This window comes from Mesorhizobium sp. M0816 (assembly GCF_040320005.1).
Lineage (GTDB): Bacteria > Pseudomonadota > Alphaproteobacteria > Rhizobiales > Rhizobiaceae > Mesorhizobium.
The window spans coordinates 284,171-310,136 of sequence record NZ_JAMYOT010000005.1 but is presented as its reverse complement, the minus strand read 5'-3'; the positions used below and the strand labels follow the sequence as shown (position 1 = coordinate 310,136).

Below are 25,966 nucleotides of genomic sequence, written 5' to 3'. Positions count from 1 at the left end.
CGTCATCGATAAAACTGCCCATTCTTGCACTAAAGTCCGATTGTTCCCGGACCAGCGCGAATTCAAGGTGCCCACAATGAGCTTAGCGGACGCCACAAGATTTATCAAAGCCGTGCAAGTGGACTTACGTGTCTGCTTTAGTCCTATGCCTTTTCGAGGATACGGCGATGAATGAGCGTGTTGCGGTCTCATCCGCAGCAATGGCGAAATGAGAAACTCTATGGGTCGTCATGGGAGGATTGCCTGATGAAAACGCGCGCCGCTGTCGCCGTCGCCGCCGGAAAGCCGCTGGAGATCATGGAGGTCGACCTCGAAGGTCCGCGTGATGGCGAGGTGCTGGTCGAGATCAAGGCAACCGGCATCTGCCACACCGACGAGTTCACGCTGTCGGGCGCCGACCCGGAAGGCCTGTTTCCGGCGATCCTCGGCCATGAGGGCGCCGGCATCGTCGTCGACGTCGGCAAGGGCGTCTCCTCGGTCAGGAAGGGTGACCATGTCATCCCGCTCTATACGCCGGAATGCCGGCAGTGCCCGTCCTGCCTGTCGCGCAAGACCAATCTGTGCACCGCCATCCGCGCCACGCAGGGACAGGGCTTGATGCCGGACGGCACCTCGCGCTTCTCGATCGGCAAGGACAAGCTGTTCCACTACATGGGCTGCTCGACCTTCTCCAACTTCACCGTGCTGCCCGAGATCGCGGTGGCCAAGGTCAATGCCGACGCCCCGTTCGACAAGATCTGCTACATCGGCTGCGGCGTCACCACCGGCATCGGTGCTGTGATCAACACGGCCAAGGTCGAGCAAGGCGCGACGGCGGTCGTGTTCGGCCTCGGCGGCATCGGCCTCAACGTCATCCAGGGCCTGCGCCTTGCCGGCGCCGACATGATCATCGGCGTCGACCTGAACAACGACAGACGAGCCTGGGGCGAGAAATTCGGCATGACGCATTTCGTCAATCCGAAGGAGATCGACGGCGATGTCGTGGCCCATCTCGTCAACATGACCAAGCGCGGCGCCGACCAGATCGGCGGCGCCGACTACACGTTCGACTGCACCGGCAACACCAAGGTGATGCGGCAGGCGCTAGAATCGTCGCATCGCGGCTGGGGCAAGTCGGTCATCATCGGCGTTGCCGGCGCCGGCCAGGAGATCTCGACGCGGCCGTTCCAGCTGGTCACCGGCCGCACCTGGATGGGCACCGCCTTCGGCGGCGCGCGCGGCCGCACCGACGTGCCGAAGATCGTCGACTGGTACATGGCCGGCAAGATCGAGATCGATCCGATGATCACCCACACGCTGAAGCTCGAGGACATCAACAAGGGCTTTGACCTGATGCATGAAGGCAAGTCGATCAGGAGCGTCGTGGTTTACTGAGGACGAGAAAGCCGCCGGCAAACCAGCCAGCGGCCGAAAAATGCAGATGTTCAACACGGGAGGAGACAAAAATGCCGGAAAAACTGCATCCTAAAATCGACAATGGACTGCCACGGGAAAAGGCCGACTTTGCCGGCGGCACGCTGGTCTGCGCCTGCACCAGCAACCCGGTCAAGGTGAAGGTCAAGGGCCAGATCGCCCATAACCATGCCTGCGGCTGCACCAAATGCTGGAAGCCGGAAGGCGCACTGTTCTCGGTCGTGGCGGTTGCCGGTACAAACGACGTGACGGTGACCGAAAACGGCGACAAGCTGAAGATCGTCGATCCGGGCGCGCTGATCCTGCGCCATGCCTGCACCGGCTGCGGCGTCCACATGCACGGCCCGGTCGAGCGCGACCACGCTTTCAAGGGGCTGTCGTTCATCCATCCCGAACGCTTCCAGGAAGACGGCTGGGCGCCGCCGGGCTTCACCGCCTTTGTCTCCTCGATCATCGAGTCCGGTGTCGATCCGAGCCGCATGGACGGCATAAGGTCACAGCTGAAGTCGATCGGGCTCGAACCTTATGATTGCCTCAATCCAGGACTGATGGACTATATCGCCACCTGGACGGCCAAGAGATCCGGCGCGTTGCCGGCCTAACGACTGATCAGACACTATCCTTGGGGGCCGGACGAAATCGCCCGGTCCCAGGCGTTGGAACGAACGCAGGCGAGCGCGTAGACGGACACGCTTCGTAAGTCATTGCCGACGTGCTGTCAGCCTCGGGGGGCGCTGGGCTCAACGGGAATACGCTGAAATTGGTCCAACCGGATCGTACAGCTTCAAGATCAGCGACTGCGATCAGTTGGTTCTGGCTTGGCGCGGCCCAGATCGTGGACTAGCTTGGATATCGCGGGCAAAGTCGCGCCCAAAGCGCGATGACGGCAAGGTGGTGCTCCTTACCAGTACGATATCGAGCGCCTAGCGGGGCTTGAACGGCAGCACCATCAGCTTGCTGCGTTTTGTCCAGGAAACCAGCCCGTATGCCAGCGCGACCCCAGACCAGCCGATACCATCGGTGCGGCCGCGAACAAGGCGGGCGTCGGGGAAGCGTCGTGTGGCGGCCGGCAACAGTGCGAAAGCCGGCGGTCACTGGCTGTCACGCGAAGCCGGAAGTCGGTCACGACCTGTCTCTGTTTCAATGGATCTGTCGCCGGCACATTCGGCCGATTTGGGCCACCGGGCAAGGCATTGCATTTCAGAACGGCCACATCTGCCGCGTGGCGCCGCGGAAATCATGGGCACATTCTGCTTTAGCCGGCCAAGATGGCAATGTACTATTTGCCAATAAGCTGGCCATGGTTGCAGGACTATTCTAGGCCAGACCAAACCGAAATGAAGCTGATGACCGATCGCGCCAGGTTCCTGATCATTGACGACCATCCGCTGTTTCGCGAGGCGCTGCACAGCGCCGTGCAGATGGCCTATCCGGAGGTCGACACGGTGGAGGCGCGCTCGATTGCCGAGGCGCTCGAGCTTCTGACGGATGCCAAGCCGTTCGACCTGGCGCTGCTCGATCTCAGTATGCCCGACGTGCATGGGTTTGACGGGCTGCTGCAGCTCAGGACGCGTTATCCGCGCCTGCCGGTGGTCATCGTCTCCGGCTATGAGGAACCGAAGATCATTTCCGAGGCGCTGTCCTACGGTGCGGCCGGCTTCATCCCGAAATCGGCGCGCAAGAGCGACCTTGCGGCCGCCATTCGCTCGGTGATGGAAGGCGCGATCTATGTTCCCGAGACTTATGAAGGCCGGCCGCGCGACGCCGACAGCACCGACCGCGCCGAGATGGTGCAGCGCCTGGCTACGCTGACGCCGCAGCAGCTCAAAGTGCTGCAGATGCTGCGCCAGGGCCTGCTCAACAAGCAGATCGCCTATGAGCTGCAGGTCGGCGAGACCACAGTCAAGGCGCATGTCTCCGAAATCCTGCGCAAGCTCAACGTCTACAGCCGCACACAGGCGGTGATCGAGGTCTCGAAGCTCGACAATGCCGAGCTTTTTCGCGATCCGGCGGGGTTTTGAGAGCGCTCGCTAAAAAGCGCACTGTCACTGTAGTCGACCGCACTCGTGTCACCGCAATCGAACTAGACTAGCCACGGCTCTCACGTTCCTGACACCAGCTAAGCAACCCGCGCCTCTCTAGTCAGATCAAATTCACGCGGCGATTGCTCTGCAGCAGTTAGCCGCTTTCCCGCGTCTAGTAAAATGGCGGCCCCCGGTCCAACGTAGAATGCTTTAGTTTTACTAAATTGCTTTTTGAATGCTCTATTAAAAGCTTCATTAGCTCCTGAGCGAGCGGCGTGTCGGAGACCGTAGCCACGCGGCCATTTATCACAACATCTTCAGCCCATCGCCCACCAGGGGAAAAAGTTACTGTGTCCGGATTGCTAAGCTGATCTAGCGAATACCGGATGCCGGAAGGTGTTTTTATCGGCCTCACCTCAATGGGCACAGCGTGGCCAGTGACAAGAAATGATCGACCGCTAGAAGCCGATTCAGTGGTTGATTGCCCAAGAGTTGGAATTTGCATTCTATTGCTAAAAAGAGTCGAATTCCATCTTGGGAAAATGACCCATGAGGATGTATTTTATCGAAATTTCACGTTCTACTGCCTCCAATACGGGAAGAAGATCGTCCTTTAGCGCGAAGAAGTGAATCTGCTTCATATGAATTACCGCCTAGGCACAAGTAATGGCTGGAATACGGTGACCCGTATGCTGGGAAGATACGACCAGTTCAAGCCAGCAGATGTGCCAGCAACGCCCTCAATTGCGCTGGTTTCAGCGGCTTGCGCATCAGCTCGATGCCGGCGGCGCGGGCGGCGTTGGCGACTGTCTCCGAACCGTCGGCGGTGACGATCAGCGCCGGCACGGCGCGACCGAGATAATCACGGACCTCGGCGATTGTGGTGGTGCCGAGGTCGCCGCCGTCGAGATGCTGGTCGGCTATGACAATATCTGGCAACCAGTCGGTATCGCCAAGCATGTCGAGCGCGTCACCGGTCGAGGTGGCGGGGCGCACCAGGCATTGCCAGCGCTCGAGCAGGGAGGTCATCGCCTGCAGCACGTCGATGTCGTTCTCGACCAGCAGCACCCTTGTGCCGAACAGACCGTAGCCGCGCGGCCGTTCCATGTCGACGGTGCTGGCGATTGGATCGGCCGTGTCGCCGATCCCGACCGGAACGTCGATATGGAAAATCGTGCCATGTCCGACCTTCGACGAAAACGTGACGGGATGGCCGAGGGCCGCGGCGATGCGGCGCACGATGGCCAGCCCCAACCCCAGCCCGCCGGCGGCAAGCCCGGCATCGGTCGGGATCACGCCGCGATGGAATTCCTCGAACACCGCCTCGCGCTGGTCGTCGGGGATGCCGCAGCCGGTATCGGCGACGTCGATGCGGATGGTGTCGCCGCGATGCCTGGTGCCGACCAACACGCCGCCCGAGCGGGTATAGCGCAGTGCATTGGACAGGATGTTCTGCAGGATGCGGCGCAGCAAGGTTCGGTCCGAACGAACGAGCGCATCGACCGGCCGGAACTTCAGCGTCAGCCCCTTCATCTCCGCGACCGGCTGAAAATCCGAGCGCAGAGACGAAAACAGCGTCTCCAGGCTGACATCGGTGATGTCGGGCTGCACGACGCCGGCATCGAGCTTGGAAATGTCGAGCAAGGTGCGGAGCAGGTCCTCCATCGTCTCCAGCGATCGCTCGACCTGGCGGACCAGCTTTCTGCCTTCCTCGCTGGTCTGTACTTCGGCAAGCGCCGAGACCGACAGATGCGCGGCGTTCAGCGGCTGCAGCACGTCATGGCTGGCGGCCGCCAGGAACCTGGTCTTGGACAGGTTCGCCAGCTCGGCGTTTTCCTTGGCTGCGTTCAAGTCGATGTTCGACTGCTCCAGCCGGCGCAAGGTCGAATGCAGCTCTTCGGTGCGGCTGCGCACCCGGCTCTCAAGCGAAATGGCGGTCTGGAACAGCGAAAAGGCATTGCCTTGCTGGTCCATGGAACGCTCGACGCGGCTGATCAGCGCGGCGTTGATCTTCTTCAGCCTTTCCAGGTCGTCGATGTTCCTGAGCGGCATCCCGGATTTCCTACTCCGCCGCTTCGGCCGCCTTGCGTTCGCCGAAGGCGATGCCGGTGAAGGTCTGGTTCAGATGCATCGAACGGTACTGTTCGCCATAGGTGCCGAAGCCGAGGACGTTGTTGACCTTGTAGAGTTCCGAAATCTCGCGATAGACCTGCCGATTGCGCGCGTCGAGCCGGCGCAGCACGCAGTCGAAACCGAGGATCAGGTCAATGCCGCCAAGCCTTTCGCTGACGTCGCTGAGCGCGGCGCGGGTCGCCTCGACCATGTCCTTAGGCTGGGCGACGGCAAGCACGACACCATCGTCGATGGCGCAGAAGAACGACAGCGAGCCGTCCGCGTGCATCTTCTGGATTGAACGGCAGTAAAATTCGCCGCCGACTTTCACCACCACCGGGTGTGAGGCAAAACTCAGTGGCGTCAGCATCTGCGCGACGACGCCGACCGAGGCGGCATATTCCTCGGCGGCAATGGTGGCGTTGAATTCGCGCACGATGCGGTGGTCGGGATCGGATGCCGTCACCACCAGCTTCTCGTCGGTGGGAACGAAATTGTCGGTTTTGAACACGTGGAAAGGAATTTCCGTGGTGATCAGCACGATGATGGCGCTGTCGGAGGTCACTTTGCCGTTCGAGATCAGCCGCGTTGTCTCGAATTTCAAATCATCGCCAGCCGACCCGCCGATCAGTGGGATGTCGTCGAGCCCCCAATGGATGGCGGAGGTCACCGCTTCTTCGGCATAAGACAGGCCATCGATCAAGCAGAGCGCGAAAGTGGTGTCGGCTCGCTCGTGCCCGAGGCGCTCGTGTAACGAACGCCTTAGCGCCTCGACTTCGCCGGTAATCCCGTCCATGCCTGATGAGGACAGATTTTCGATCATGGTGCTGGCTGCCGAAAACGATACGGAGGGAAGCAGCATAGCCAGGATCTGGCCTTCCTCCAGCCCCTTGGGCGTTATCTCACCGGCTGTCGAGCAGCCGGCATAGTGGAGCGCCGGCGCGTGGGTCTTCAGCGCTTCCGACAGGGCGACGGCCTCTATGAGGCTCTGCGAGAAAAACAGGAGGGCAAACCCGGCGTCAATGGCCGCTGCTTCCGCTGCCACCGCCCGGGCGAACGCATCCGCGTCAGATTCGTCGGTCGTGAGCACCGAAAGGCCGCATGCATAGCGCGTCCGTGACTTGGCCAGCGGCTTCCTCCTCCATTTCCTCCAACGCTCTTTTTTGTGCGCGTCTGGCGCGCCGGCGTCGAGGTCATTGTTGTCTTGAAGCGGTGCTTTGGCAATGAGCCAACATGATGGATTTGAAGTTTCTGCCGTTTGACGGCGTCCGCGCAGCCACTCACAGACGAAAGGCCGCATCGCACCGCCATCCGTGCAACGAAGGCCCAGCTGAATTTGCCGCAGGCGAATGTCCACGGATCACGGCTGGCAGGCTCGACGTGCCAAGAATGGGGCAGGATATCGCGCTTAGCGGTTGCCGCTTTGGACAGGGTGCCAGTCTAGCCTGGCGGTTGTCGTGGTCAATCCGGGGCAGGTGACAGCCTACGCCAATGCGCTCGGCAAGCGGGCCAGGACCGACACCACCGATGCTGCTGTAACGCTGCCTTCGTTGGGTCGAGCAAGCGGCAAGTGCCCGTTGCGCGGCACCGAAGCCGAGGCCCTGGCCGGGCTCGTCGCTCGCCGCCGTCAGATTGTGCGGATGATCGCAGCCGAGAGAGCTATGCCCGCACCGCCATGGCAACGCAGGCACCAAAGAGCATCCAGCCAAAAGGAAAAAGACCGGCTGGAGAAGGTGTTGTTTCGCGGTTATTTCCGATCGCTTAGACTCAATTAGGCGACTTTGAGATCTTTCATCGCCTTTTCAACGACATCCTTGATCGGCCTCGATACATCTTCGGCAGCCTTGGTCGTCACGGCCTGAAATTCCTTGGCCTGCTCGACGGTCTTTTCGAGCTGCGTGCGCAAGAAGGCAGTCTGGAGTTCGATGAACTCGGACGGCGACTTCACGGCAACCAGGGCTTCGAGGTGCGAGAAGCCGGCTTCGGCATTGGCGCGCAGAGCAGCAATTGTCTTCAGCGACAACTCGTTGCCGACGGTCTTGGCGGTTTCGAAGCTCGACTGCAGAGCCTTCTGGGTCGTCTCGGTGCCTGACGCAAATTTCGCATAGGCTTCTTTCGACTGCTCGACGCCCTTTTCGGCGACAGCGCGGACCTGGTCGGCAGCCTTCGACGCGTCGAAGGTGGGGAATGAGGTATTTTCAACGGTGTCAGCGGTCTTGGCCATAGTTTCCATCCTTTCCGGTGGACGGCCTTTCACAAAAGCCGTCTCGTTCATTTACGAAACTGACGTTACGGCATTTATAGTGCATTGCAATATTTTTGTGCGACGCACCATCCCTCTTCCAGCGTTCCGAGGGGGCATGCGGAGGGTCGGTGGCATCTCGAGATCGCCGGTTCTGCAGGAAGAACTCTTCTGGACGGACCACCTGATCCAGCATAGCCTCGCAACAGAGCACGACGTTTTGCCACCTGGGTATCTACTTCAGCCGCTATTCGGCAACCGTCCAAGTCTACGTCAACGAAAGCGTTAAATTCGTGCGCCGCAAACTTTCAGTCGGCGTACCCGCTGGGCACAAGGCGATCGCTTTCCTTAGCGCGCCATCGAGAAGTTGCCTCGATATGGCGGTGGTTGACGCGAAGGCGCGCCTCTACCGCTTCCAGTGCGCCGTGAAGTGACCACCCCTGGTGGTCTATCGGTTAGCCAAGTTCCGGATCAGTGCGGATGCCTGAAGAAGACAACCGCTTTCTATCATCCAGGCATACAGTCCCACATGATCCGACGGGCTGAGGCCGGTGGGCAAATGCACGATAGGCATTCGAACCGACTCATCGTCGATCACCAACTCAACGGATCGAAGATCCGGTGGCACGTTTCCGGGAATTGCCAAAATTGGGGTGTCCTTGTCCCAGACCAAGCTTGTCGCCAGCGACTCTTCATTATAGGCAACCGAAACATCCGCCCTGTGCCCCGGTGGGCGCCAAAGCTCCAGTTTGAGGTCATAAACGCAGCCTGTCAGACGATTTTCGACCGGCACCATCCAAGGTTCCAAGGTGGCGGCCGTCGTGTCGGAAACGCCACGAGACCCACCTATGGTTTGGAGCTGACCAGCGGCATTCCCCAATAGATCCGAAATCGCAGTCAAACTCGAAGAAGCGCCCGCCGCCCCGTTAGAGGTTGATCCAGAACCCGATGCGTCGTCAGTCACCACAACATCCGCAGGTCCCGGCAACGCAGTGACCGAGCCATCGTCACCCATCAAAGTGACAGTCGATCCACCCTCGATATGCACGAGGTCGCCCAGTCTGAACAGTTTGCCGAGCTGAGGCCTGTCCGCGGGAGGATCGACAGCGACAACGACATACTCGCTGGCCGCAAGAGCGCTCGAGCAAGAACCAACTGCTGCGATGGCCGCAGCCAGTAGGAAAATGATTTTGGGTTGCCGATACATGACGCACGTTCAACCATACGCTTGTTTTACTTGCCTTCAAGATAGATCCTATCGCCAGCCTCACCCTGCTTCAGTCTTCCAAGGTGATAAGCAACGAGGCCATCGTTGGGATATTGAATGGCCAGCGATGCAAAGGCAGCAGCGGCAGTCTTGTCACGCGCGGACATCAGCAAATAAGCTTGCGAGTAAGCCTCCACCATCTCGCGATTCATACGCCCGTCCTCCAGCAACTCGAAGGCTGAGATCCACTCAGTCTTGCCTTTCAGACACAACACACCGGATGGCCGAAGCAGGTAGTCATCGGAAGAGTTCGCCACCTCCTCGCTGATGCAGTTCATGGTACCTAGAAACTTGTTCGCGCCTTCGAGCCTGGCAGCGGTGTTCACCGTATCGCCCATGGCCGTGTAGTTGAAGAATCGATTGCCCCCAAAATTTCCGACAACTGCAGGTCCTCGATGGACGCCGATACGAGTGACGCCAACGTCGTGGCCTCTAGACTTTACATCTGTCCGAAATCTTCGAGACATCGCGACGGTAGCGAGCGTTAGTTTTAGGGCCCTTTCGGCTTGGTCCTCCTGCACACCCGGTGCACCAAAAAAACCAATGACTGCATCGCCTATCAGTTTGTCTATCGTGGCTCCATGTTCAATGAAGAGACCACAAACCGCATCGAGGTATTCATTCAGAACCGCAGCAAATACCTCTGGTTCCGTCCGTTCGCCCAAACTGGTGAACCCCTCAAGGTCGGTGAACACGCACGTTATCAAGCGTTCGGATCCGCCGAGGCGCAGTGACGCCGGCTTGCTGACTAGCTCTGCCACGACTGCCGGGCTGAGATACTGAGAGAACGCGTTCTGGACGAAACGCCTTTCTTTCGAGTCCCGGTGCCATGCCAGAATTGCGACGAATCCGGAGAGCCCTAGCAGCAGCATCGACGGCGCGACCATTGGTAACAGAATCCCGGCCTTGGCAAACGCGGTTGCTTCTAAGATCAAAACCGAAACGACTGCGCCGATGATGACCATAGGTTTCACCAGCACTGATATGCGGAGCCAAGCGACCCAGATGCAGAGCGCCGTCGCGAGAACGAAGGGCCCAAACGCCGCCACCGCCCCTGGCGTAATGATTTTGTCGCCCTTGATCAATCTCGCCAGCGCATTGGCATGAATAACGACACCCGGCAGCGCTCCGGCAACAGAGCCGTTCAGCACGGCAAAGGGGGTTGCATGACGATCCTGCAGCGGGAGGTCGACGCCGATCAAAACGAACTTCCCGGCGAACCAGGCCGGGGGCGCGAAAGCGGCGGCGTGTGCCGGATATATTGTCCATCGTGCCGGATGAATGCCTGTAGCCCGATAGTAGACCATCTTCTCCGCAGCTTGCGATGCCGATATGCCGGCGGTCTGCGCGAGCGCTGATGCAAAGCTAGGTTGCCAGTTGCCATTCACCACGCGCCCTGGAAATTCTTCCCGCACAACCGCGTCGACCCTATCATGAGACAGGGCGGCCAGTCCGCGGATGGCGCTTGGCGCGAAGCGACTAAGATACGACAGTTGCTTGTCGGTAAGGTCGTCGTCGTGTGATGCAGATGCGACAATTACCGGACTTTCGGCCGCCTCGATAACCTCAGCTAGGCGCCGATCCTTTTCTGCCTCGGTTGGCTGATCGAAAAGCAAGTCAATGCCTATTGTTCTCGGATGAGCCTTATCGATTCTCTGCACAAGGTCGGCCAAGGCACCCCTATCCAGCGGCGATCTATAGGGAAACCTTTCCAATGTCTGCTCTGTGATCGTTACGATCACGATGTCTGTCGGGGGCGCGACGAAGGGCGAGATGGTCGTCATCAAGACGTCGCGCAGCAGTTTCTCGCCTGAGGGAGAGAATGTGGCAATGCAGGCGCCCAGAATGAAAAAGAATCCGAGCGACGCGAGAAGGCGCCCTTTTTGAACCATTCCGATCGGCGTGAAGACGGCCAAGCTGCGTGCAATTCGTTTCGGTGTCTATCGGCGTGAATCTACACAGCATAGACCGCTGACGAACTGTGGGCTAGCGGTGGGCCCTTCGCTAGATCCGCTGGACTTGACACTGCGAAGCACCGGGCTCAGTCTCGCAAGACTGCTCCGGTTTTATCCTGTCCATCGACTGGTGAATCCGCTGCATGAGCTGAGACTAAGGATATACAGCCATGATGGCGCTTCGCTTCGCCATTGCGCTTCTTCTAGTTTCGCTGAGCGCCCAAGCGTGGGCAGAACGGCGCGTCGCGCTGGTCATCGGTAATTCTGCCTATAGATACGCAGTTCCACTTTCCAATCCAAAAAATGATGCGGTGGATATGACCGCAAAACTGCAGGCGTTGGGCTTTGAGGTGGTTGCAGGCGAGGACCTCGATCTGAGCGGGATGCGCGGCACGGTTCGAGATTTCATCGGCAAGCTGGATGGTGCCGACATGGCGCTTCTCTTCTATGCCGGCCATGGCGTCCAGGTGAACGGCACCAACTACATGGCTCCCGTTGATGCGCGGCTATCCACATATAACGACCTCGACTTCGAAGCCGTGCCCATGGACCTCGTCTTGTCGGCCATGGAGCGAACCACGAAGGTCAACCTGGTATTTTTGGATGCTTGCCGGGACAGTCCTTTCTCACAGAACCTTGGGCGCTCGATGGGTACGCGATCAGGGTCGGTCGGTCGGGGCTTGGCAAAGCTAGGCACGGGCGTTGGATCGCTCATAGCCTTTGCAACGCAGCCCGGGAACGTTGCGCTGGACGGCGAGGGAAGGAACTCGCCGTTCACATCTGCGCTGCTGAAGAATCTTGGTACGCCTGGCCAGGACATCTCCCGCGACCTCATCAACGTCCGTAGGGATGTGCTTGAAGCAACCGACGGCAAGCAAGTGCCATGGGACAACTCCTCGCTGACGGGCGACGTCATTTTGCAACCGTTGTCCGGAAACACCGCTGTCACGGCGGGTGCGAAAGGAGGGGACGTAGAAGTCGCCTATTGGGAGACCATCAAGGAAAAAACGGACAAGCGCTTCTTTGAGGCCTATCTCAGACAGTATCCAAGCGGCGCCTTTGCGGCGTTAGCCAGCTTGAAGATCGACGAGATCGAACAGGCAGCAACAGATCGTGGCAAAGCCCCCTCGATTTCCATCGAGGGCGTGGAGGTTGCAGAAGCTCATCCTGATTTAGATATGACGCAAGCTTTGGCTGATCCGCGCGCGTTGACAAAGGCAACGCAAACAGAGCTAACGCGAGTCGGCTGCCTTGTCGGACAGGCAGACGGCAAATGGGGACCGGGAAGTCGGAAAGCTCTTCAAGCCTTTGCCGAGCAGCGGGGATTGAAGCTTGCCAGCCTGGAGCCGACGAAAGAGGTGTTGCGCGCAATCAAGAATATCCCAGAACGTGTCTGCGCTCCGGTCAAGGTAAAGGCTTTTGATGGCGCGTGGGCACTGACGCGGCGCGCAGGTAATTCCGCCTGCGATTACACTGAACAGTCAACGACAATCTTTATCGATGGAACGGAAATTTCCGCGATGGTGCCTTTGGCCGGAACAATCACCGCCGACGGGGCATTCGACATCTATTTAAGTTTCGTCGATGACGATGGTGCGCCAAGGCAAAACCATATCATCGGCAGGCTTCAAGGTGCGAAAGGCAGCGGTGAGTTTTCTCGAGTCGGAGGCGAGTGTGCAGGTGTCGTAAGACTTGACAAGCGTACTGAATAGGGCCGGCATTTGCGGGTCCGTGCAAACGCCGACCAAACCATTCGGACGTGGTCCGTCTCATTGAACCAACGTCGAAGTCGCGTGGACTTTGCCGTCGTCGCGCACCTCGTAAAATTTGTCGTTGTCAATGTAGATAAGATGACAAACTGGTTTACCTTGGTCTTGTGAACAGGCCTTGTCACCGTCGAAAGTCAAGGGAACTTTGACCTTTATCTTAGTTTTGTTGTTCACCAAAGCTTCGCCAATGATCTGTTTTTTCTTCCAGTTCCAGACAAGAGTGGCAGTTATGGCAGCTCCAGCGTCGTATATAATTACATTTACCTTTTTCCCATTAGCAAAAGTCTTAAATTCTTCCATCGATGCTTTCTTCGCGCTACTTGGTAGATCCTCGGCCCAAGCGGACATAGCAAGTGAAAACGTAGCTGCGACAACAAGCGATAACAGTTTCATCCTATCCTCCCCATCCCCCGCCGGTTTGACTGACATGTCTATATATTCTTAAGCGAGGAGACTGAAAATTATCATGATAACAAGCTTTCAAGAAGCGGAAATCAGCGCGTCCTAGATGTCGTTGGGGACATTTGCTCAAGTTGAGCGAAGCCGCACATTCTAGCATGTTCCCTAGGATTTGCGCTTAAGCCAACGCGTTCTCAGTGTTTACAATGCGCAGGCCGCCCGAGCGTGTGATGCGCGGTGTTTGGATTGCGAGCCTCATTGCACTTACCGCCGCCTATCTTGCCGACCAAGCGGGCCTTGAGGGCATCGTCTCGAAGCGCGCCGACAGCCCGTATCGAAGCGGCCCGACGACGAATTGGCTGAAGACGAAGAGCTTCACAGTCCAGGAATACGAACTATTGGGCGTCGAGCGCGAGCCGGGCAAGGCGGCATTCGCCTTGCTGGCGAAGCCCGGTACCGGAAAATATGCCGGTTCGGCCTTCATCACCTTGAACCAGGAGATGCGCGAACGGCTGTGGAAGCGTGTCCAAGAGCACGCCGGGCCACCGCCGAAGGGCATAAAGCGGCCGGCGACCATGGGTCAGGCCGGGGTGAAAGCCCACGTCAAGCATCTACGGGGCGAGTTCGGATTTCGCCACGCCTCACTGCAGGATTCAGAGAGGAGTGATACCTCCAGCGAACACGGCACGAATTAGCCGGCCTCGCCTCGGACCTTCGACGCCAGTGTGCCAGCATGATTGTTTGTCGAGGAGCATTACTCAACGCGCTTTCCAGAATGGCGGGACGTCCATGGCCCGGGCCATTCTCGGACTCGACTTTTTACTGATTACATGAGCGGATGGCCCCCCGTTGGGGGAGCCGCAGACGCGCTTGGCCGAAAGTGTCTGGCATTTGGTCTGAGATCGATCGGGTCGAAGCCAATTTCTGCCTGCCGCGCTTCACGCTATTGCAAGACATTCAAATTTGAGCTTCCGCACTCATGCTTTGTCGAGAGTATCTCCGTAGGTTTTAGCCGTTCTGAATCGCCGTCGGCGACGATGAAGACGAAATAGGAGAACGCAATGGCTCGCAATCACGTTGAACGTCTTGGAGAGTTTAGGGAAATCTTGGTCGCGACGCGGCGCGAAGGAGTCCGTAACGTGCACCATACTCGCGAAGCAATGCGGGCAAGTGGCTTTCAGATCGGGGACAGCGACGGCTCCAGCTACGGAGCTGAGCTGAAGGTGCTCCAAGAGGAAATTGAGGCAGTCGATCGCGCCATCGAAGACGAGAAGCGGTTGGCCCTGGCCCTCGAGAGCGCGGCTCAATCCCGCCGACCGACTAAGCCGAGAATCGTGAAGGGAACATAGAGTCCGGTAAGGCCCTTGGCGCCCGTCGCGTCGATCGCCTTCGGTACAGTGTCGGGCTCGTCGCCGCCGTGGTGCAGCGCCCTAAAAGCGGACGTTTCGCTTTCGGCCCCTAGCGCAATGTAGAGCATTTGCTGGGCAAAAATCGCTCCTGTGAACTCCGACGTCGCATGGCGGACCAACAGGTTCGGCCAACATCAGGTGAGACGCAGTCCCAACAAACATGCAGTTCAGACAGTCGATTACGCGTCTTTGTTGAAGTCGTGCCATGCGGCCGATCCGAAAGGATCAGCCGCATCCGGCATCCTTCACCTTCACTGACTGAAACACGCTCGAAAATCGGGCCGTGTAGACTAAGTTGCATGGACTAAGTCATGAGGCCGCAATGCGCACCGTCAATATCCACGAGGCCAAGACGCATCTGTCTCGTCTTGTCGACAGGGCGGCCAAAGGCGAATCCTTCATTATCGCCAAATCCGGCAAGCCGATGGTCAAGGTCGTTGCCATAGACGCACCTGCGGCCGGCGAAATGCGTCGGGTGGGGTTTATGGCCGGGCAGTTTGCAGTTCCGGACGATTTTGATCGCATGGCCGATGACGAAATCGAGAAGCTGTTTGGCGGCGATGCATGAAACTTCTTCTCGATACCCACCTTCTGCTCTGGGCGGCGGGCGAGCCCGAAAAGCTCCCGCCCGCAGCCCTCGCTGAGATCGAGAATGCCGATAACCACTTGACGTTCAGCGCCGCAACTCCCTGGGAGATTGCCATTAAACGCGGTCTGGGCCGCCTTGACTTGGAGGTCGATGCGCGTCTTTCCGTCGGGGCCTGATCGACAATGGCTATGATAAGCTGCCATCACCGGCGAGCATGCCATTGCAGTGGAGGGGCTTCCACCCATCCACAAGGACCCATTCGATCGGACCCTGATTGCTCAATCGATTGTAGAAGGCATTACTTTGCTGACCGTCGACGATCTGGTCGAGCAGTATCCTAGGCCCGTCCGTCGTCTCTGATCAAGCTGGACCCCAAGCCCCTCGGTAGGGTAGTCCAGCTATCGCTTCAGACCACCCATGAACGCCTTTACTCGAGCAGAGTCGACCTGGTTCCACCAGACGCCGTCGTGCTTCAGCGCGCTGGCGATGATGACCCCGTCGACAATGGCAAGGATATCATTGGCGTTATCCGGGGTGACACCGCTGCCGACCAGCGTCGGCAGGCCGGCGGCCTGCTTGATCATACTTATGTAGCCCAAATCCGCGGCGTGACCGGTGCGCTGGCCAGTGGCGATGATGGCGTCGGCGTCGAAGAAGACCAGGTCCTTGACCAGTTCCTCCACCGGGCGGTCGGCGACGATGGCGTGTGCGCCGTGCTTGACGTGGGCATCGGCGAAAATGCGGATGCCGTTGGCGCGCAGCCGGGCGCGGTAGCGCGCCGCGCGGCCCGACTCGCCTTCGACAAAACCCTCATTGGCGACATAGGCGTTCGCCCATTGATTGACGCGGACGAAACCGGCGCCGGCAGCGCTGGCGATCGCCAGGGCCGGGATCGCGGCATTGGCCAGCACATTGATGCCGATCGGCCTGCCGAGTTCGCGGCGGATGCGGTCGGAAACGACCGCCATATAGGCCGCCGTCTCCGGGCCGATATCATCAGGCTTGGCGAAGGGGATGTCGCCATGGTTCTCGACGATGACGCCGTCGCAGCCGCCGTCGAGATAGGCCTTGGCGTCGTCGAGCCCGCGCTGGTAGATCGCCTCGATAGCCTCGCCGTCATAGCGCGGCGCGCCGGGCAGCGGCGCCAGATGAACGACGCCGATCACCACCTTTGTGCGGCCGAAAAGGTCCACGAGCGCGTCGGCGCCGGATTGGCCGAGCTGGGTCATGAGAGCTCCATTTGATCGATGAGCGCCGCCATCTCGGAGGCGGAAGGACAGGATGCCAGCGTGCCCGGCCGTGTCACGGCGATTGCGGCGGCGGCGAGCGCCAGCTTCAGCGCCGAGATGACCGGCATCCCCCGGGCAAGCCCACCGGCCAGACAGCCGCAGAACACATCGCCCGCGCCGCTGGTGTCGAGCGCTTCGACTCGCGGCCCTGTCAAGCGAAGCGGTTCCGTCCGGTCCGTGCCAAGCACGATACAGCCTGCGGCACCGAGGGTGATGACGACGGCGCCTGCGCCTTTGGCCACCAGCGCGCCAGCGGCTGCTGTCATGTCATCCCGGCCGGTCAAGATTTGCGCTTCGGATTGGTTGACCACCAGAACCTCCGCCAGGCCGAGATCGGGCAGCGAGGCCGTGTCGATCGGGCTGGCGTTGAGAACGGTGCGCGCACCGTTTTCCTTAGCTGCTCTGAGGCAGGCATTGGTCACGGCACTCCGCAAATTTCCCTGGCAGACGAGGATGTCGCCGGGGGCGATCCAGCGGACAAGTGCTGTTTGCGCCACCGGATCGAAGGCTTCGCTGCAGGCGACGCCGCTGACGATGAGATTCTCTCCGCCTTTATCGACGACGATGGTCGAGCGGTCGCTCGGCAGCTCGAATTCGCTCACCTCAAGGTTTGACAGCTCGCTGTCGAGGCGGCTCCTCATCCACGCGCCAGCGGGGTCCTTGCCGAGCGCCGTCCAGAACGTCACCTCTGCACCAGTCCGTGCTGCTGCGACCGCCTGGTTGGCGCCCTTGCCGCCGAGCCCGTCGGCATAGCTCACAGCATTCAAAGTCTCGCCCGCGGCAGGGAAGCGGCCGACGCGAAACACGGTATCAACGCAGGCATTGCCGACGACGTGGACATGCATGGCTCAGCTCTCACCTGTCGCCCAGCCCAGCATCTGTTCGAACAGGGTCTTGTAGCCTGGCCAGGCGATGAATTGCGGCGGCAGCCAATGCGGCCCGACATCGGATGTCCAGGCCACGGTGCGGCCCTTGCCGTAACGGCCGGTGACAAGCAGCGGCAGCGAGCCATAATCCGACGACACGCTGGCCAGGACCTCGGCCCCATCCTTCAGCGTCACCTCGTTAAAACCGAGCAGGATCGGCCAGTCCGAACCGAGACCCCTGAGGATGGGATGGCTCGACCCTGGTTTCGGCACCGGCGCAAAGCCTTCGGGAACCTCGACGCGGTCGTCGTAGGCCAGGCAATTCACCGGCAGCACGTCCTCGACCGGCGTCTTGCGGTAGCGCGCGCCGCCATTGATGCCCTGGAAGCTGTAGTAACCGCCGAACATCAATAGACCGCCGCCGCCGCTGACGTAATCGCGGAGCAGGCGCAGGCGGTTCGGCGTCGGCTTGGAGTGGACCCAGGTGTCGGGATGCAGCAGCAGCGTGTTGGCGCCGATGTCGGAGAGCACGACCGCGTCATAGGCCGACAGCGCCTCCATGGTCTGTGGAAAGCCGCGCTGCGCCTCATGCGCCGGCATGAACGTGACGTCGAAGTCGGTCGCCTTCAATGCGCCCAGCAACTCGTCTGCGCCGGTGTGGTAGGTAACGGTCGGAAACTGGTCGAAACCCTTGATATGGGTCGCGGTCGACACCCAGGATTCGCCGGCAAGCAGGATCTTCTTCTTGGACATTTGAACTCCAGTGTAATTCCAGGCCGCTTAGAGCCGCGCGAATACGCTTTTCGGATTGGCGATCAGCATGCGGTCGATGGCCGGCTGCTCGACGCCGTGGCGTTTTAGGCGCGGTATGAAATGCTTCAGGATATAGCCATAGCCGAAGCCGCCGAAGCGCGTCAGCATGATCTTGAGGAACACATCCTGCGACAACAGCAGGCGGTCGCCGAAGCCCGCCTCGACAAGGGCGGCGATGGCGCGTGCATTCTCCTCGTCGGAGGGCGATTGCGCGTCCTGGTCGGCGTAATAATAGTCCATGCCGATCATGTCGTATTCGAGGAACGCGCCGCGCCGGGCGAGGCTTTTCTGGTAGTCGGGATCGTCGTGGCTCGGGTTCATGTGGCAGAGCACGGTGTGGCGAAGATCGGCGCCTTCGGCCTCGACGATATCGAGCACCTCGTGCGCCAGCCGCTCCCAGCCAGGCAGATGGATCGACAGCGGCACGCCGGTGATGCGCGAGGCGCGCGCCGAAGCTCGCAGCGACTTGCGTTCCTCGGCGGTGAAATCCTTGCTGACGCCGACTTCGCCGATCAGCCCGGCCATGATCGGCGGCTGCGTCTCGCCGCCGCCGACATCGTTGACGATGAACTCGGTCACGGCGTCCACATCCATCGCCTTCAGCCATTCGGGATGGGTGTGCTCGAGATAGAAGCCGGTGCCCATGACGATCTTCAGGCCGGACATGCGGCTGATGCGAGCGAGCTTTTCGGGGGCGCGGCCGATGCCGATATTGGTGGCATCGACGACGGTGTGGCCGCCCAACGCGCGATAGCGCTGCAGCTCAGACAGCGCCAGGTCGGCGTCGTCGAGCGAGACGTTGTCGCGGTTGACGTATGGGTTCATGCGCAACTCGCCGATGATCTCGATGTTCACCGGCTGCTCGGCGATCGCCATGCCATCGGGATGGCAGGGGCATTTCCAGCTGCGCGCGCCGTCGAGCAAGATGTGCTCGTGCATCAGCGTAATGCCCATCTCCTCGACCGGAACCGGGCCGAGCACGGTCATCACATGGCCGGTTTCGACCCCGATCGCCAGCCGCTGGCCGGGCTCTGCGTTATCGAACAGACCGCTCATCGGCTCAACGGCTCCGCACGGCGCCGCGGAACAGGCGGAAGTTCAGCCAGATGGCGATCAGGATGATCGTTCCGGTGACAATCGGCGTCAGGAAAGGCGACAGATGCGCCAGGATCAGGCCGTTGCCGATGACGGCCACGGTCAGCGCGCCGAGCACCGTGCCGATGATCGTTCCGCGGCCGCCGAACAGGCTGGTGCCGCCGAGCACGACGGCGGCAATGACTTCCAGCTCGAAACCCTGTCCGGCATTCGAAGATCCCGATCCAAGCCGGGCGGCAATGATGATCCCGGCGAGGGCGGCCGCGGTGGCGGAAATCACATAGACGAAGAGCGTCGTCTGCCGCGTGTTGACGCCGGCGCGCCGCACCGCCTCAGCGTTGGCGCCAATGCCGGTGACATAGCGGCCGAATGGCGTCTCGTTGAAGGCGAGATAGGCGATGGCCAGGATCGCCAGCGCGATGAGCGCCGGCACCGGCACGCCAAGAAACCAGGCGCGGCCCAGCACGGTGAAAGCGCTTCCGGGCTCGATGGGGATGGAATAGCCGCCGGTGATCAGCAGCGCCACGCCACGGATCACCGAAAGCCCGGCAAGCGTGACGATGAAGGACGGGATGCCCTCATAGGCAATGAAATAGCCCTGTACCGCCCCAAGCAGGGCACCGAGCGCCAACATGGCGAGGATAACGACTGGCCACGGCAGGCCAAACTGCAAAAGCGTCGCCGACAGCGTCGCCACCAGCGCCAGCACGGAGCCGACCGAAAGATCGATGCCGCCAGTGGTGATGACGAAAGTCATTGCCGCGGCGACGATCAGCAGCGGTGCCGACTGCCGCAGGATGTTCAACAGATTGGGCGATGTCAGAAACGCGTCGGTCGCAACCGAGAAGATGATGCAGACGACCAGAAAGAACAGCGCGATCGAGACGACGCTGCCATTGGCGAGCAGCGCATCGCGCCAGGTGCCCCTGCGTACTCGTGAGGGCTGGGCGGTGTGGATCGCGTCGCTCATGCCGGCGCTCCACCGCGATAGCCATTGGTGGCGGAACGCGCACTGAACTTGCGGCCGACGATCAGATTGACCACGTCTTCGATATTAGTGTCGCCGATCAGCCGCTCGGCGACATTGCGCCCTTCATACATGACCTGAATGCGGTCGCAGACGAGGAAGAGATCCTGCAGCCGGTGGGTGATCAGAATGACGCTGACACCGCGCGCACTGACCGCGCGGATCAGTTCGAGCACCGCCTCGACTTCGGCCACGGCAAGCGCTGCCGTCGGCTCGTCCATGATCAGCACCGCCGGCTCGAACGAGGCGGCGCGGCCGATCGCGATCGACTGGCGCTGCCCGCCTGAGAGGTTTTCAACCTTGAGCCGCGTGTCTGCAATGACGATACCGAGCCGATCGAGCATCTGGCGCGTCTCGTCGTGCATGCGCTTCTTGTCGAGAAAGGAAATGCCTGCGATGCGGCGGCGCGGCTCGCGGCCGAGAAACAGATTGCCGGCAACATCGACCGTGTCGCACAGCGACAGGTCCTGGTAGACCATCTCGACGCGCGCCGCACGTGCGTCCGCCGGCGAGCTGAAGATCACCGGCTCGCCGTCGATCTCGATGGTGCCGGCGTCTGGAACCACTGCCCCCGACAGCACCTTGCTCAATGTCGACTTGCCGGCGCCATTGTCGCCGACCAGCCCCAGCACCTCGCCCGGCTTCAGCGTCAGCGACACGTCATCGAGCGTCTGGATGGCGTTGTAGCGCTTTGAGATGCCGCTCATCCGCACCCGATAGGTCTGGCCACTGCTCATCTGGGATTCCACGCGATTGCAGTCATCCGCGGCGCAGCCTCAGACGGCGCCGCGGCTCGGTCGCCGACGCAGTTTACTTGAACATCGTGCGGTATTGATCGACATTCTTCTTGGTCACGATCGTCACCGGGATGTTGATGATCGGATCGATTTTCTCGCCCTTCTTGAGCTTGCCCAGCGCTTCGACCGCGGCCTTGCCTTCGCCGGCCGGATCCTGCTGCACGACCGCCACCACCCAGCCGTCGTCGATGCCCTGAACGGCCTGCTTGGTCAGATCCCAGCCAAACACCTTGACGTCGCCGGTGCGGCCCTGGCTGGTCACCGCCGAAACGGCGCCGAGCAAGGCCGGCTCTCCGGTCGCATAGAGCGAGTTCATGTCCGGATTGGCCGTCATCAGGTTTTCCGAAGCGCTCAACGCGGTCTCCTGAACGTTCTGGCCGTCGACTGTGTCGAGGAAGGTGACGGCCTGGCCGCTTTCGGTCACCGCCTTCTTGAAGCCGTCGAGGCGCTGGTTCTGGATGAATGAATTGAGTGCGCCGACGATACCGATCTTGGCCTTGCCGGCCATATCGGTCTTCACATAGTCGGCGTAGAATTTGCCGATGTCCTCGCCGGCCTTGGTGTTGTCGACGCCGATGAACGAAATATTGTCGCCGTCGGGGATCTGCGCGTCGATGGCTATTACGGGAATGCCGGCCGCCTTGGCTGCAGTGATCGCAGGCTTGACGCCGTTGACGTCGATGGCGACCAGAATGATGCCGTCGACTTTCTGCGTGATGTAGTTCTCGATCGCGTCGTTCTGCGCGCTCGGCACATTGTTGGCGTTGAAAATGACCAGCTTGGCGCCAGCGGCGTCGGCTGCCTTTTGCGCGCCCTCGTTGATCTGGTTGAAGAACAGAGCCTGCTGGTTGATGTTGACGAGAGCGAACGTATCGGCAAGCGCCGATCCCATGGCTGCCGAGCCCATGGTAATGGCGGCGGCACAGCCGGCGAGAAGTTTGAACAGACGCATTTCGGTTCCCCTTGCTTGCGGACCAGACCTCGGCTGGTCCCGTTGGTGCTACAGGCACGAAGCAAGCATTCAAGAGACTTGAATATTTGTCAATCCAAATGAAGGCAGAGCGTTGCTCAGAAAGTCGCCGGCGTGTTGACCCAGAAAATGCTAGCGCGTTCCTCGCCGATGTTGCGGTAATGATGCGGCAGCTCCGACCTGAACACGAAGGCATCACCCGTGGCGAGAGCATGGCTCTTGCCGTCGACGATCAGTTCGACCCGCCCGGCGAGCACGTAGCCGACTTCCTCGCCGGCATGCTGGATCGGACCTTCGCTCGAGCCCTCTGCCTCGATGTGATGGATGTTGCATTGTAAGAGGTGGCCGGGCGAATACGGGATGATGCGTTCGAGCGAGATGCCCTCGCCGCGCCGTAGCGCGTCGAGCGCAATCAAAGGCCTTGCGCCCGCCCGGAATACGATCGCCTCGTCGTCGTCGACTTGCTCGAACATCCAGCCGATGTTGGTGTCGAGAACCTCGACCAGACGGTGAAGCATGGGCAGGGATGGCGAAGCCTTGCCGTTCTCGATCTTGGACAGCAGGCTTTCCGAGCAATTCGCAGCCGCGGCCAGCGTCTTCAGCGTCATGCCGCGTGTCTGGCGGGCGAGGCGCAGCCGAGTTCCAAGTCTTGAGGCATTTACGGTGGCGTCCGTTTCTGACTCTGGCCGCCGTCGATCGATTTTGTTCATCTGTTCGCCAACCATTCAACGGTCAAGGGCAACTATCGCGCGAGCAAAAGACCTCGGCTGACGATTTGCAAGTGCTGATGCGTCAAATTCGAGACTGCAGCCGCAGCTATCTCATCCGGCGAATGCCGCTCCCGCATGAACCGTGCTGATGATCCCGCGCCAGTTATCCCCTATCGCTTGGCTGTCCATCGTGGTCGAAATCGCCAGCCGTTACCGCGTTTGCGTCACGTGGCGAGTGGACTTGGAACGACAATGCGGGCAAGGCGGGCCACGCAGCCAATCTACACAACCACGGCCGCGCCGACACGATAAAATCTGGACTGTCACCGAATTGCGGAGCGCGCCCAGAAGTCACCCGCGGCAGCACCGCATGGAGTTACGCCCAGGGCGCGCAGGCTCTCGATAGCCGCGACGTATCCAATGAAATCCCTGGGGCAGTCGCGCACCGCTTGAGCTTCGGCAATTTTGAAGAAAGTCCAACAGAATTAATGGACTAGCACCTTGCTTATGTAAGTTGCGGAAGCGACGCGCGGTTAATGCTTTAGAAGTATAGACACGTCGACACGAGGTGCGAAGAAGCAACGCCAATACAGCTGGTTGGTTACAACATATTTATTTTCGCAGATATGGTATTGCCCGTCCGGGGATTCCTGTACACGGTCCCGTGGGATGGTGAAATTATGCGGCAAATAAGTGTACCCGCCGTCTACCCTGGACCGCACCGAAGACCGAGGTATGGCGCGGCAATCTGAACCGCCGCAGCACTTGAATTTGGTCTGTGGGTCAATCTTATCTTCGTACCAATCATGGGCGTTAGCGGCTGTTGCGGCGGCGATACACATCGCCGTGAAGATGAGCCTTCGCATGGCATTCCTCAAGTATCTGGCAGGCGCTGCTCGTTGGGGTTTCCATGTATATTAGCGTTCCATTGAAAATACCATTGGCCTCCGACGGACTTAACGCAGCTCCAGCAAGCGACGCTCGCAACGGAAGACCGCATTGGGTCACGTCAGGACGACACTTGCGCCGACCAAAGGTCAGCTCTTGTTGCTCCGGGTTGGAAACCCGACCGTCTGCTCTGCGCCTGATGTCGGCCATAGAGGCGAACTTTGCCTCCGCCCGGAAGCAGACACTGCAATTGACCACGCTGAAGGTCGTGGTCGCGCCAGAGCCTGCAAAGGCACAACTCGGCACACGAGGGCGAACATTCCGCTGCGGAAACAACTTGAAGAAACGCTTCGCGACCCATAGCATGCCGCGCCATGGTGAAATCTGATCGGGAGGTCAGTGAGATCGGTCGGGTTTTTGAGCCAGTGCAAGGTAGGGAGGATAATAATTATGGCTTCCGAAGTACAGGCAAACAACGGCGTTAACGTAGAGGCGCTGCTCGCCGCAAAAGAAGCGCTTACCAACGCCCCGGAGGCCGCGCAGTTCAAGTGGCGCGCGGCCTGCGAATGGAAGGATGGCACCCACAGCCACTCGACGGTCGAGAGTTTCTACGGCCTCGGCCAGGACCAGCATCGCAAGACCACCTTCGCATTCGACGCCGACCATCCGGAGGTCTTCGCTTCCCTGGATCAGGGCGCCACGCCTGTCGAATACGTGCTGGTCGGGCTGGCCAGTTGCCTGACCGCCGGCATCGCCGCGGTCGCCCAGAACCGGAACATTCAATTGAAGTCGGTGAAGGCGACCATCGAAGGCGACATGGATATTGCGGGCATACTCGGCATCGACAGCGATGTCCGCAACGGCTTCAGCGGTATCACGGTGAAGTCAACATCGACGCCGACGCCAAGCCCGAGGACATCGAGGCTCTCGTCGCTCAGTCGCAGAAGCGGTCGGCGGTCTATGACATTGTCACCAATCCGACGAACGTCACGGTCGTGGTGAATTGAAGGGCGCTTCGAGCCGTAGACTTTCCTGATGTGAGGGCGCGATTAGTTCCGTCACCACCGTGATCGTCGGCGCAGGGCACGCGGGGCTCGCGATGAGCCGCTGCCTCGCAGAGCGCTCTATCGACCATGTGCTGCTGGAGCGCGGCGAGATCGCCCATACCTGGCGCACCGAGCGATGGGATTCACTGCGGCTGCTCACCCCGAACTGGCAGAGCCGGCTGCCGGGCTTTCGCTATGACGGCGACGATCCCGACGGCTACCGGACGATGCCTGAGGTGATCGACTTCCTCGGGAACTATGCCAAGGCGATCTCGGCTCCGGTCAGAACCCACACGACCGTTACCTCGGTTCGCAGCGACGGGGCGGGATATCTTGTGCGCACGGACCGCGGCGAGTGGCGGTGTCGGACCGTCGTGCTGGCGTCGGGCGCGTGCAACATCGCGCGCCTGCCCGACGTCGCCAGCCGCGTGCCGCCGTCGGTCGCCATGCTGACGGCACAGTCCTACCGCAATCCGGGTCAGGTCGCCGACGGTGGCGTGATGGTGGTGGGCGCGTCGTCGAGCGGCACCCAGATCGCACAAGAGCTGCAGCGTTCGGGGCGTCAAGTGACCCTGTCGGTGGGCGAGCACATCCGGGCGCCCCGCGTCTATCGCGGCAAGGACCTGGAATGGTGGATGGACGCCGCCGGCGTGCTCGACGAGCGTTACGACGAGGTGGACGACATCAGGCGGGCGCGACGGGTTCCTTCGCTACAGCTTGCCGGCACGCCCGACCGCATCACCCTCGACCTCAATGCGCTCGACGACCTCGGCGTCCGGCTCATCGGTCGTCTTGCCGGCATCACCGAAGACGGCAAGGCCCAGTTTGCGGGGTCGTTGCGCAACATGTGCGCGCTTTCCGATCTCAAGATGGCCCGGCTGCTCGACCTCATCGACGAATGGGCGCGCGCCAACGGCCTGGATGCTACGGTCGGGCCGCCGGATCGTCCGCCGCCGACCCGTGTCGAGGACAACCCGCCGCTCGGCCTCGATCTTGCCGGAGGCGCTATCAGGACGATCATCTGGGCCACCGGCTACCGGCCGGACTACTCCTGGCTGGAACTGCCGGTCCTCGACCGCAAGGGCCACGTCCGTCACGACGGCGGTGTAGCGGAACATCCGGGCCTGTACCTGATGGGGACGCAGTTTCTGCGCCGCCGCAAGTCTGCTCTGATCGACGGCGCTGGCGACGACGCGCGTGATCTCAGCGATCATCTGGCATCGTACCTCGGGCAAAATTCAATCTGCTAGCAGAATCAACGTCTGAGACTCCAGAGGGAACAGGTT

The 25,966-nt window shown here is 60.4% G+C and carries 25 protein-coding genes; 11 read left to right on the top strand and 14 right to left on the bottom strand.

Annotation, left to right across the window (positions count from 1 at the left end):
* The first annotated feature begins 246 nt into the window (after window positions 1-246).
* The 3 genes from NKI17_RS10270 (at window position 247) to NKI17_RS10260 (ending at window position 3,434) form a co-directional block, all read left to right on the top strand.
* The gene (locus NKI17_RS10270; RefSeq protein WP_352700408.1) at window positions 247-1,374 is read left to right on the top strand and encodes an S-(hydroxymethyl)glutathione dehydrogenase/class III alcohol dehydrogenase; all 1,128 of its coding nucleotides are present in this window, start codon (window positions 247-249) and stop codon (window positions 1,372-1,374) included.
* Between the two features lie 71 nt (window positions 1,375-1,445).
* On the top strand, window positions 1,446-2,015 hold the full coding sequence (gene gfa / locus NKI17_RS10265; RefSeq protein ID WP_352697755.1) for an S-(hydroxymethyl)glutathione synthase: 570 nt from the start codon (window positions 1,446-1,448) through the stop codon (window positions 2,013-2,015).
* Between the two features lie 735 nt (window positions 2,016-2,750).
* Window positions 2,751-3,434 (top strand): response regulator, encoded by a 684-nt coding sequence (locus NKI17_RS10260; RefSeq protein WP_023679211.1) that lies wholly within the window; start codon window positions 2,751-2,753, stop codon window positions 3,432-3,434.
* A 714-nt stretch (window positions 3,435-4,148) separates the two neighbouring features.
* Here NKI17_RS10260 and NKI17_RS10255 read toward each other — a convergent pair.
* Both NKI17_RS10255 and NKI17_RS10250 read right to left on the bottom strand, forming a co-directional pair.
* Window positions 4,149-5,489 (bottom strand): ATP-binding response regulator, encoded by a 1,341-nt coding sequence (locus NKI17_RS10255; RefSeq protein ID WP_352646163.1) that lies wholly within the window; start codon window positions 5,487-5,489, stop codon window positions 4,149-4,151.
* Window positions 5,490-5,499: 10 nt separating this feature from the next.
* Entirely contained in the window at window positions 5,500-6,639 is a 1,140-nt protein-coding gene (locus NKI17_RS10250; RefSeq protein ID WP_352646160.1) for an FIST N-terminal domain-containing protein, read from the bottom strand.
* Between the two features lie 367 nt (window positions 6,640-7,006).
* Here NKI17_RS10250 and NKI17_RS10245 point away from each other — a divergent pair, with 367 nt between their 5' ends.
* Entirely contained in the window at window positions 7,007-7,324 is a 318-nt protein-coding gene (locus tag NKI17_RS10245) for a hypothetical protein (RefSeq protein ID WP_023679214.1), read from the top strand.
* Here the strand turns inward: NKI17_RS10245 and NKI17_RS10240 are convergent.
* From NKI17_RS10240 to NKI17_RS10230, 3 genes are all read right to left on the bottom strand, one after another.
* Entirely contained in the window at window positions 7,321-7,782 is a 462-nt protein-coding gene (locus NKI17_RS10240; protein WP_352616184.1) for a phasin, read from the bottom strand. The genes NKI17_RS10245 and NKI17_RS10240 overlap by 4 nt on opposite strands.
* A 457-nt stretch (window positions 7,783-8,239) precedes the next feature.
* Complete coding sequence (locus NKI17_RS10235) at window positions 8,240-8,998, bottom strand: hypothetical protein (RefSeq protein WP_352646158.1); 759 nt, start codon at window positions 8,996-8,998, stop codon at window positions 8,240-8,242.
* A 26-nt stretch (window positions 8,999-9,024) separates the two neighbouring features.
* Window positions 9,025-10,974 (bottom strand): adenylate/guanylate cyclase domain-containing protein, encoded by a 1,950-nt coding sequence (locus NKI17_RS10230; RefSeq protein ID WP_156937424.1) that lies wholly within the window; start codon window positions 10,972-10,974, stop codon window positions 9,025-9,027.
* A 209-nt stretch (window positions 10,975-11,183) separates the two neighbouring features.
* Between NKI17_RS10230 and NKI17_RS10225 the strand changes: the two genes are divergently transcribed.
* Entirely contained in the window at window positions 11,184-12,725 is a 1,542-nt protein-coding gene (locus NKI17_RS10225) for a caspase family protein (protein ID WP_352905854.1), read from the top strand.
* Between the two features lie 57 nt (window positions 12,726-12,782).
* Here the strand turns inward: NKI17_RS10225 and NKI17_RS10220 are convergent, their stop codons facing one another.
* The gene (locus NKI17_RS10220; RefSeq protein ID WP_031212493.1) at window positions 12,783-13,175 is read right to left on the bottom strand and encodes a hypothetical protein; all 393 of its coding nucleotides are present in this window, start codon (window positions 13,173-13,175) and stop codon (window positions 12,783-12,785) included.
* Between the two features lie 236 nt (window positions 13,176-13,411).
* Here NKI17_RS10220 and NKI17_RS10215 point away from each other — a divergent pair, with 236 nt between their 5' ends.
* From NKI17_RS10215 to NKI17_RS10200, 4 genes are all read left to right on the top strand, one after another.
* Entirely contained in the window at window positions 13,412-13,876 is a 465-nt protein-coding gene (locus NKI17_RS10215; protein WP_245274788.1) for a hypothetical protein, read from the top strand.
* Between the two features lie 366 nt (window positions 13,877-14,242).
* The gene (locus NKI17_RS10210; RefSeq protein WP_352905853.1) at window positions 14,243-14,530 is read left to right on the top strand and encodes a hypothetical protein; all 288 of its coding nucleotides are present in this window, start codon (window positions 14,243-14,245) and stop codon (window positions 14,528-14,530) included.
* Between the two features lie 382 nt (window positions 14,531-14,912).
* Window positions 14,913-15,158: a type II toxin-antitoxin system Phd/YefM family antitoxin gene (locus NKI17_RS10205; RefSeq protein WP_023679222.1), complete on the top strand. Its 246-nt coding sequence runs from the start codon at window positions 14,913-14,915 to the stop codon at window positions 15,156-15,158.
* On the top strand, window positions 15,155-15,355 hold the full coding sequence (locus tag NKI17_RS10200; protein ID WP_352679391.1) for a PIN domain-containing protein: 201 nt from the start codon (window positions 15,155-15,157) through the stop codon (window positions 15,353-15,355). The genes NKI17_RS10205 and NKI17_RS10200 overlap by 4 nt, the downstream gene beginning before the upstream one ends.
* Before the next feature lie 222 nt (window positions 15,356-15,577).
* Here the strand turns inward: NKI17_RS10200 and NKI17_RS10195 are convergent, their stop codons facing one another.
* The 8 genes from NKI17_RS10195 to NKI17_RS10160 all read right to left on the bottom strand — a co-directional run bounded on the left by NKI17_RS10195 (window position 15,578) and on the right by NKI17_RS10160 (window position 22,746).
* Window positions 15,578-16,408, bottom strand: coding sequence for a BtpA/SgcQ family protein (locus NKI17_RS10195; protein ID WP_352905852.1), 831 nt, complete (start codon window positions 16,406-16,408; stop codon window positions 15,578-15,580).
* The gene (locus tag NKI17_RS10190; RefSeq protein ID WP_352905851.1) at window positions 16,405-17,313 is read right to left on the bottom strand and encodes a ribokinase; all 909 of its coding nucleotides are present in this window, start codon (window positions 17,311-17,313) and stop codon (window positions 16,405-16,407) included. The genes NKI17_RS10195 and NKI17_RS10190 overlap by 4 nt, the downstream gene beginning before the upstream one ends.
* Window positions 17,314-17,316: 3 nt before the next feature.
* Entirely contained in the window at window positions 17,317-18,087 is a 771-nt protein-coding gene (locus tag NKI17_RS10185; protein ID WP_352685652.1) for a glutamine amidotransferase, read from the bottom strand.
* A gap of 27 nt (window positions 18,088-18,114) precedes the next feature.
* The gene (locus NKI17_RS10180) at window positions 18,115-19,203 is read right to left on the bottom strand and encodes a phosphotriesterase family protein (protein WP_352905850.1); all 1,089 of its coding nucleotides are present in this window, start codon (window positions 19,201-19,203) and stop codon (window positions 18,115-18,117) included.
* Between the two features lie 4 nt (window positions 19,204-19,207).
* The gene (locus NKI17_RS10175) at window positions 19,208-20,212 is read right to left on the bottom strand and encodes an ABC transporter permease (protein ID WP_352474303.1); all 1,005 of its coding nucleotides are present in this window, start codon (window positions 20,210-20,212) and stop codon (window positions 19,208-19,210) included.
* Complete coding sequence (locus NKI17_RS10170) at window positions 20,209-21,006, bottom strand: ATP-binding cassette domain-containing protein (protein WP_352841876.1); 798 nt, start codon at window positions 21,004-21,006, stop codon at window positions 20,209-20,211. The genes NKI17_RS10175 and NKI17_RS10170 overlap by 4 nt, the downstream gene beginning before the upstream one ends.
* A gap of 73 nt (window positions 21,007-21,079) precedes the next feature.
* The gene (locus NKI17_RS10165) at window positions 21,080-22,018 is read right to left on the bottom strand and encodes an ABC transporter substrate-binding protein (RefSeq protein WP_352905849.1); all 939 of its coding nucleotides are present in this window, start codon (window positions 22,016-22,018) and stop codon (window positions 21,080-21,082) included.
* A 116-nt stretch (window positions 22,019-22,134) separates the two neighbouring features.
* On the bottom strand, window positions 22,135-22,746 hold the full coding sequence (locus tag NKI17_RS10160) for a cupin domain-containing protein (protein ID WP_352905848.1): 612 nt from the start codon (window positions 22,744-22,746) through the stop codon (window positions 22,135-22,137).
* A gap of 1,287 nt (window positions 22,747-24,033) precedes the next feature.
* Between NKI17_RS10160 and NKI17_RS10155 the strand changes: the two genes are divergently transcribed.
* Together NKI17_RS10155 and NKI17_RS10150 are read left to right on the top strand one after the other, a co-directional pair.
* A complete protein-coding gene (locus NKI17_RS10155) occupies window positions 24,034-24,636 on the top strand; it encodes an OsmC family protein (protein ID WP_352905847.1) in 603 nt (200 codons plus the stop codon).
* A gap of 64 nt (window positions 24,637-24,700) precedes the next feature.
* Window positions 24,701-25,930: an NAD(P)-binding domain-containing protein gene (locus tag NKI17_RS10150; protein WP_352905846.1), complete on the top strand. Its 1,230-nt coding sequence runs from the start codon at window positions 24,701-24,703 to the stop codon at window positions 25,928-25,930.
* The last annotated feature ends 36 nt before the right edge of the window (window positions 25,931-25,966 follow it).

Bases quoted from the DNA above. Each gene is read 5' to 3' on its own strand.
- NKI17_RS10270 (WP_352700408.1), top strand. From the start codon at position 247: ATGAAAACGCGCGCCGCTGTCGCCGTCGCCGCCGGAAAGCCGCTGGAG.
- gfa (WP_352697755.1), top strand. From the start codon at position 1,446: ATGCCGGAAAAACTGCATCCTAAAATCGACAATGGACTGCCACGGGAA.
- NKI17_RS10260 (WP_023679211.1), top strand. From the start codon at position 2,751: ATGAAGCTGATGACCGATCGCGCCAGGTTCCTGATCATTGACGACCAT.
- NKI17_RS10255 (WP_352646163.1), bottom strand. From the start codon at position 5,489: ATGCCGCTCAGGAACATCGACGACCTGGAAAGGCTGAAGAAGATCAAC.
- NKI17_RS10240 (WP_352616184.1), bottom strand. From the start codon at position 7,782: ATGGAAACTATGGCCAAGACCGCTGACACCGTTGAAAATACCTCATTC.
- NKI17_RS10235 (WP_352646158.1), bottom strand. From the start codon at position 8,998: ATGTATCGGCAACCCAAAATCATTTTCCTACTGGCTGCGGCCATCGCA.
- NKI17_RS10225 (WP_352905854.1), top strand. From the start codon at position 11,184: ATGATGGCGCTTCGCTTCGCCATTGCGCTTCTTCTAGTTTCGCTGAGC.
- NKI17_RS10220 (WP_031212493.1), bottom strand. From the start codon at position 13,175: ATGAAACTGTTATCGCTTGTTGTCGCAGCTACGTTTTCACTTGCTATG.
- NKI17_RS10215 (WP_245274788.1), top strand. From the start codon at position 13,412: ATGCGCGGTGTTTGGATTGCGAGCCTCATTGCACTTACCGCCGCCTAT.
- NKI17_RS10210 (WP_352905853.1), top strand. From the start codon at position 14,243: ATGGCTCGCAATCACGTTGAACGTCTTGGAGAGTTTAGGGAAATCTTG.
- NKI17_RS10205 (WP_023679222.1), top strand. From the start codon at position 14,913: ATGCGCACCGTCAATATCCACGAGGCCAAGACGCATCTGTCTCGTCTT.
- NKI17_RS10200 (WP_352679391.1), top strand. From the start codon at position 15,155: ATGAAACTTCTTCTCGATACCCACCTTCTGCTCTGGGCGGCGGGCGAG.
- NKI17_RS10195 (WP_352905852.1), bottom strand. From the start codon at position 16,408: ATGACCCAGCTCGGCCAATCCGGCGCCGACGCGCTCGTGGACCTTTTC.
- NKI17_RS10190 (WP_352905851.1), bottom strand. From the start codon at position 17,313: ATGCATGTCCACGTCGTCGGCAATGCCTGCGTTGATACCGTGTTTCGC.
- NKI17_RS10185 (WP_352685652.1), bottom strand. From the start codon at position 18,087: ATGTCCAAGAAGAAGATCCTGCTTGCCGGCGAATCCTGGGTGTCGACC.
- NKI17_RS10180 (WP_352905850.1), bottom strand. From the start codon at position 19,203: ATGAGCGGTCTGTTCGATAACGCAGAGCCCGGCCAGCGGCTGGCGATC.
- NKI17_RS10175 (WP_352474303.1), bottom strand. From the start codon at position 20,212: ATGAGCGACGCGATCCACACCGCCCAGCCCTCACGAGTACGCAGGGGC.
- NKI17_RS10170 (WP_352841876.1), bottom strand. From the start codon at position 21,006: ATGAGCAGTGGCCAGACCTATCGGGTGCGGATGAGCGGCATCTCAAAG.
- NKI17_RS10165 (WP_352905849.1), bottom strand. From the start codon at position 22,018: ATGCGTCTGTTCAAACTTCTCGCCGGCTGTGCCGCCGCCATTACCATG.
- NKI17_RS10160 (WP_352905848.1), bottom strand. From the start codon at position 22,746: ATGAACAAAATCGATCGACGGCGGCCAGAGTCAGAAACGGACGCCACC.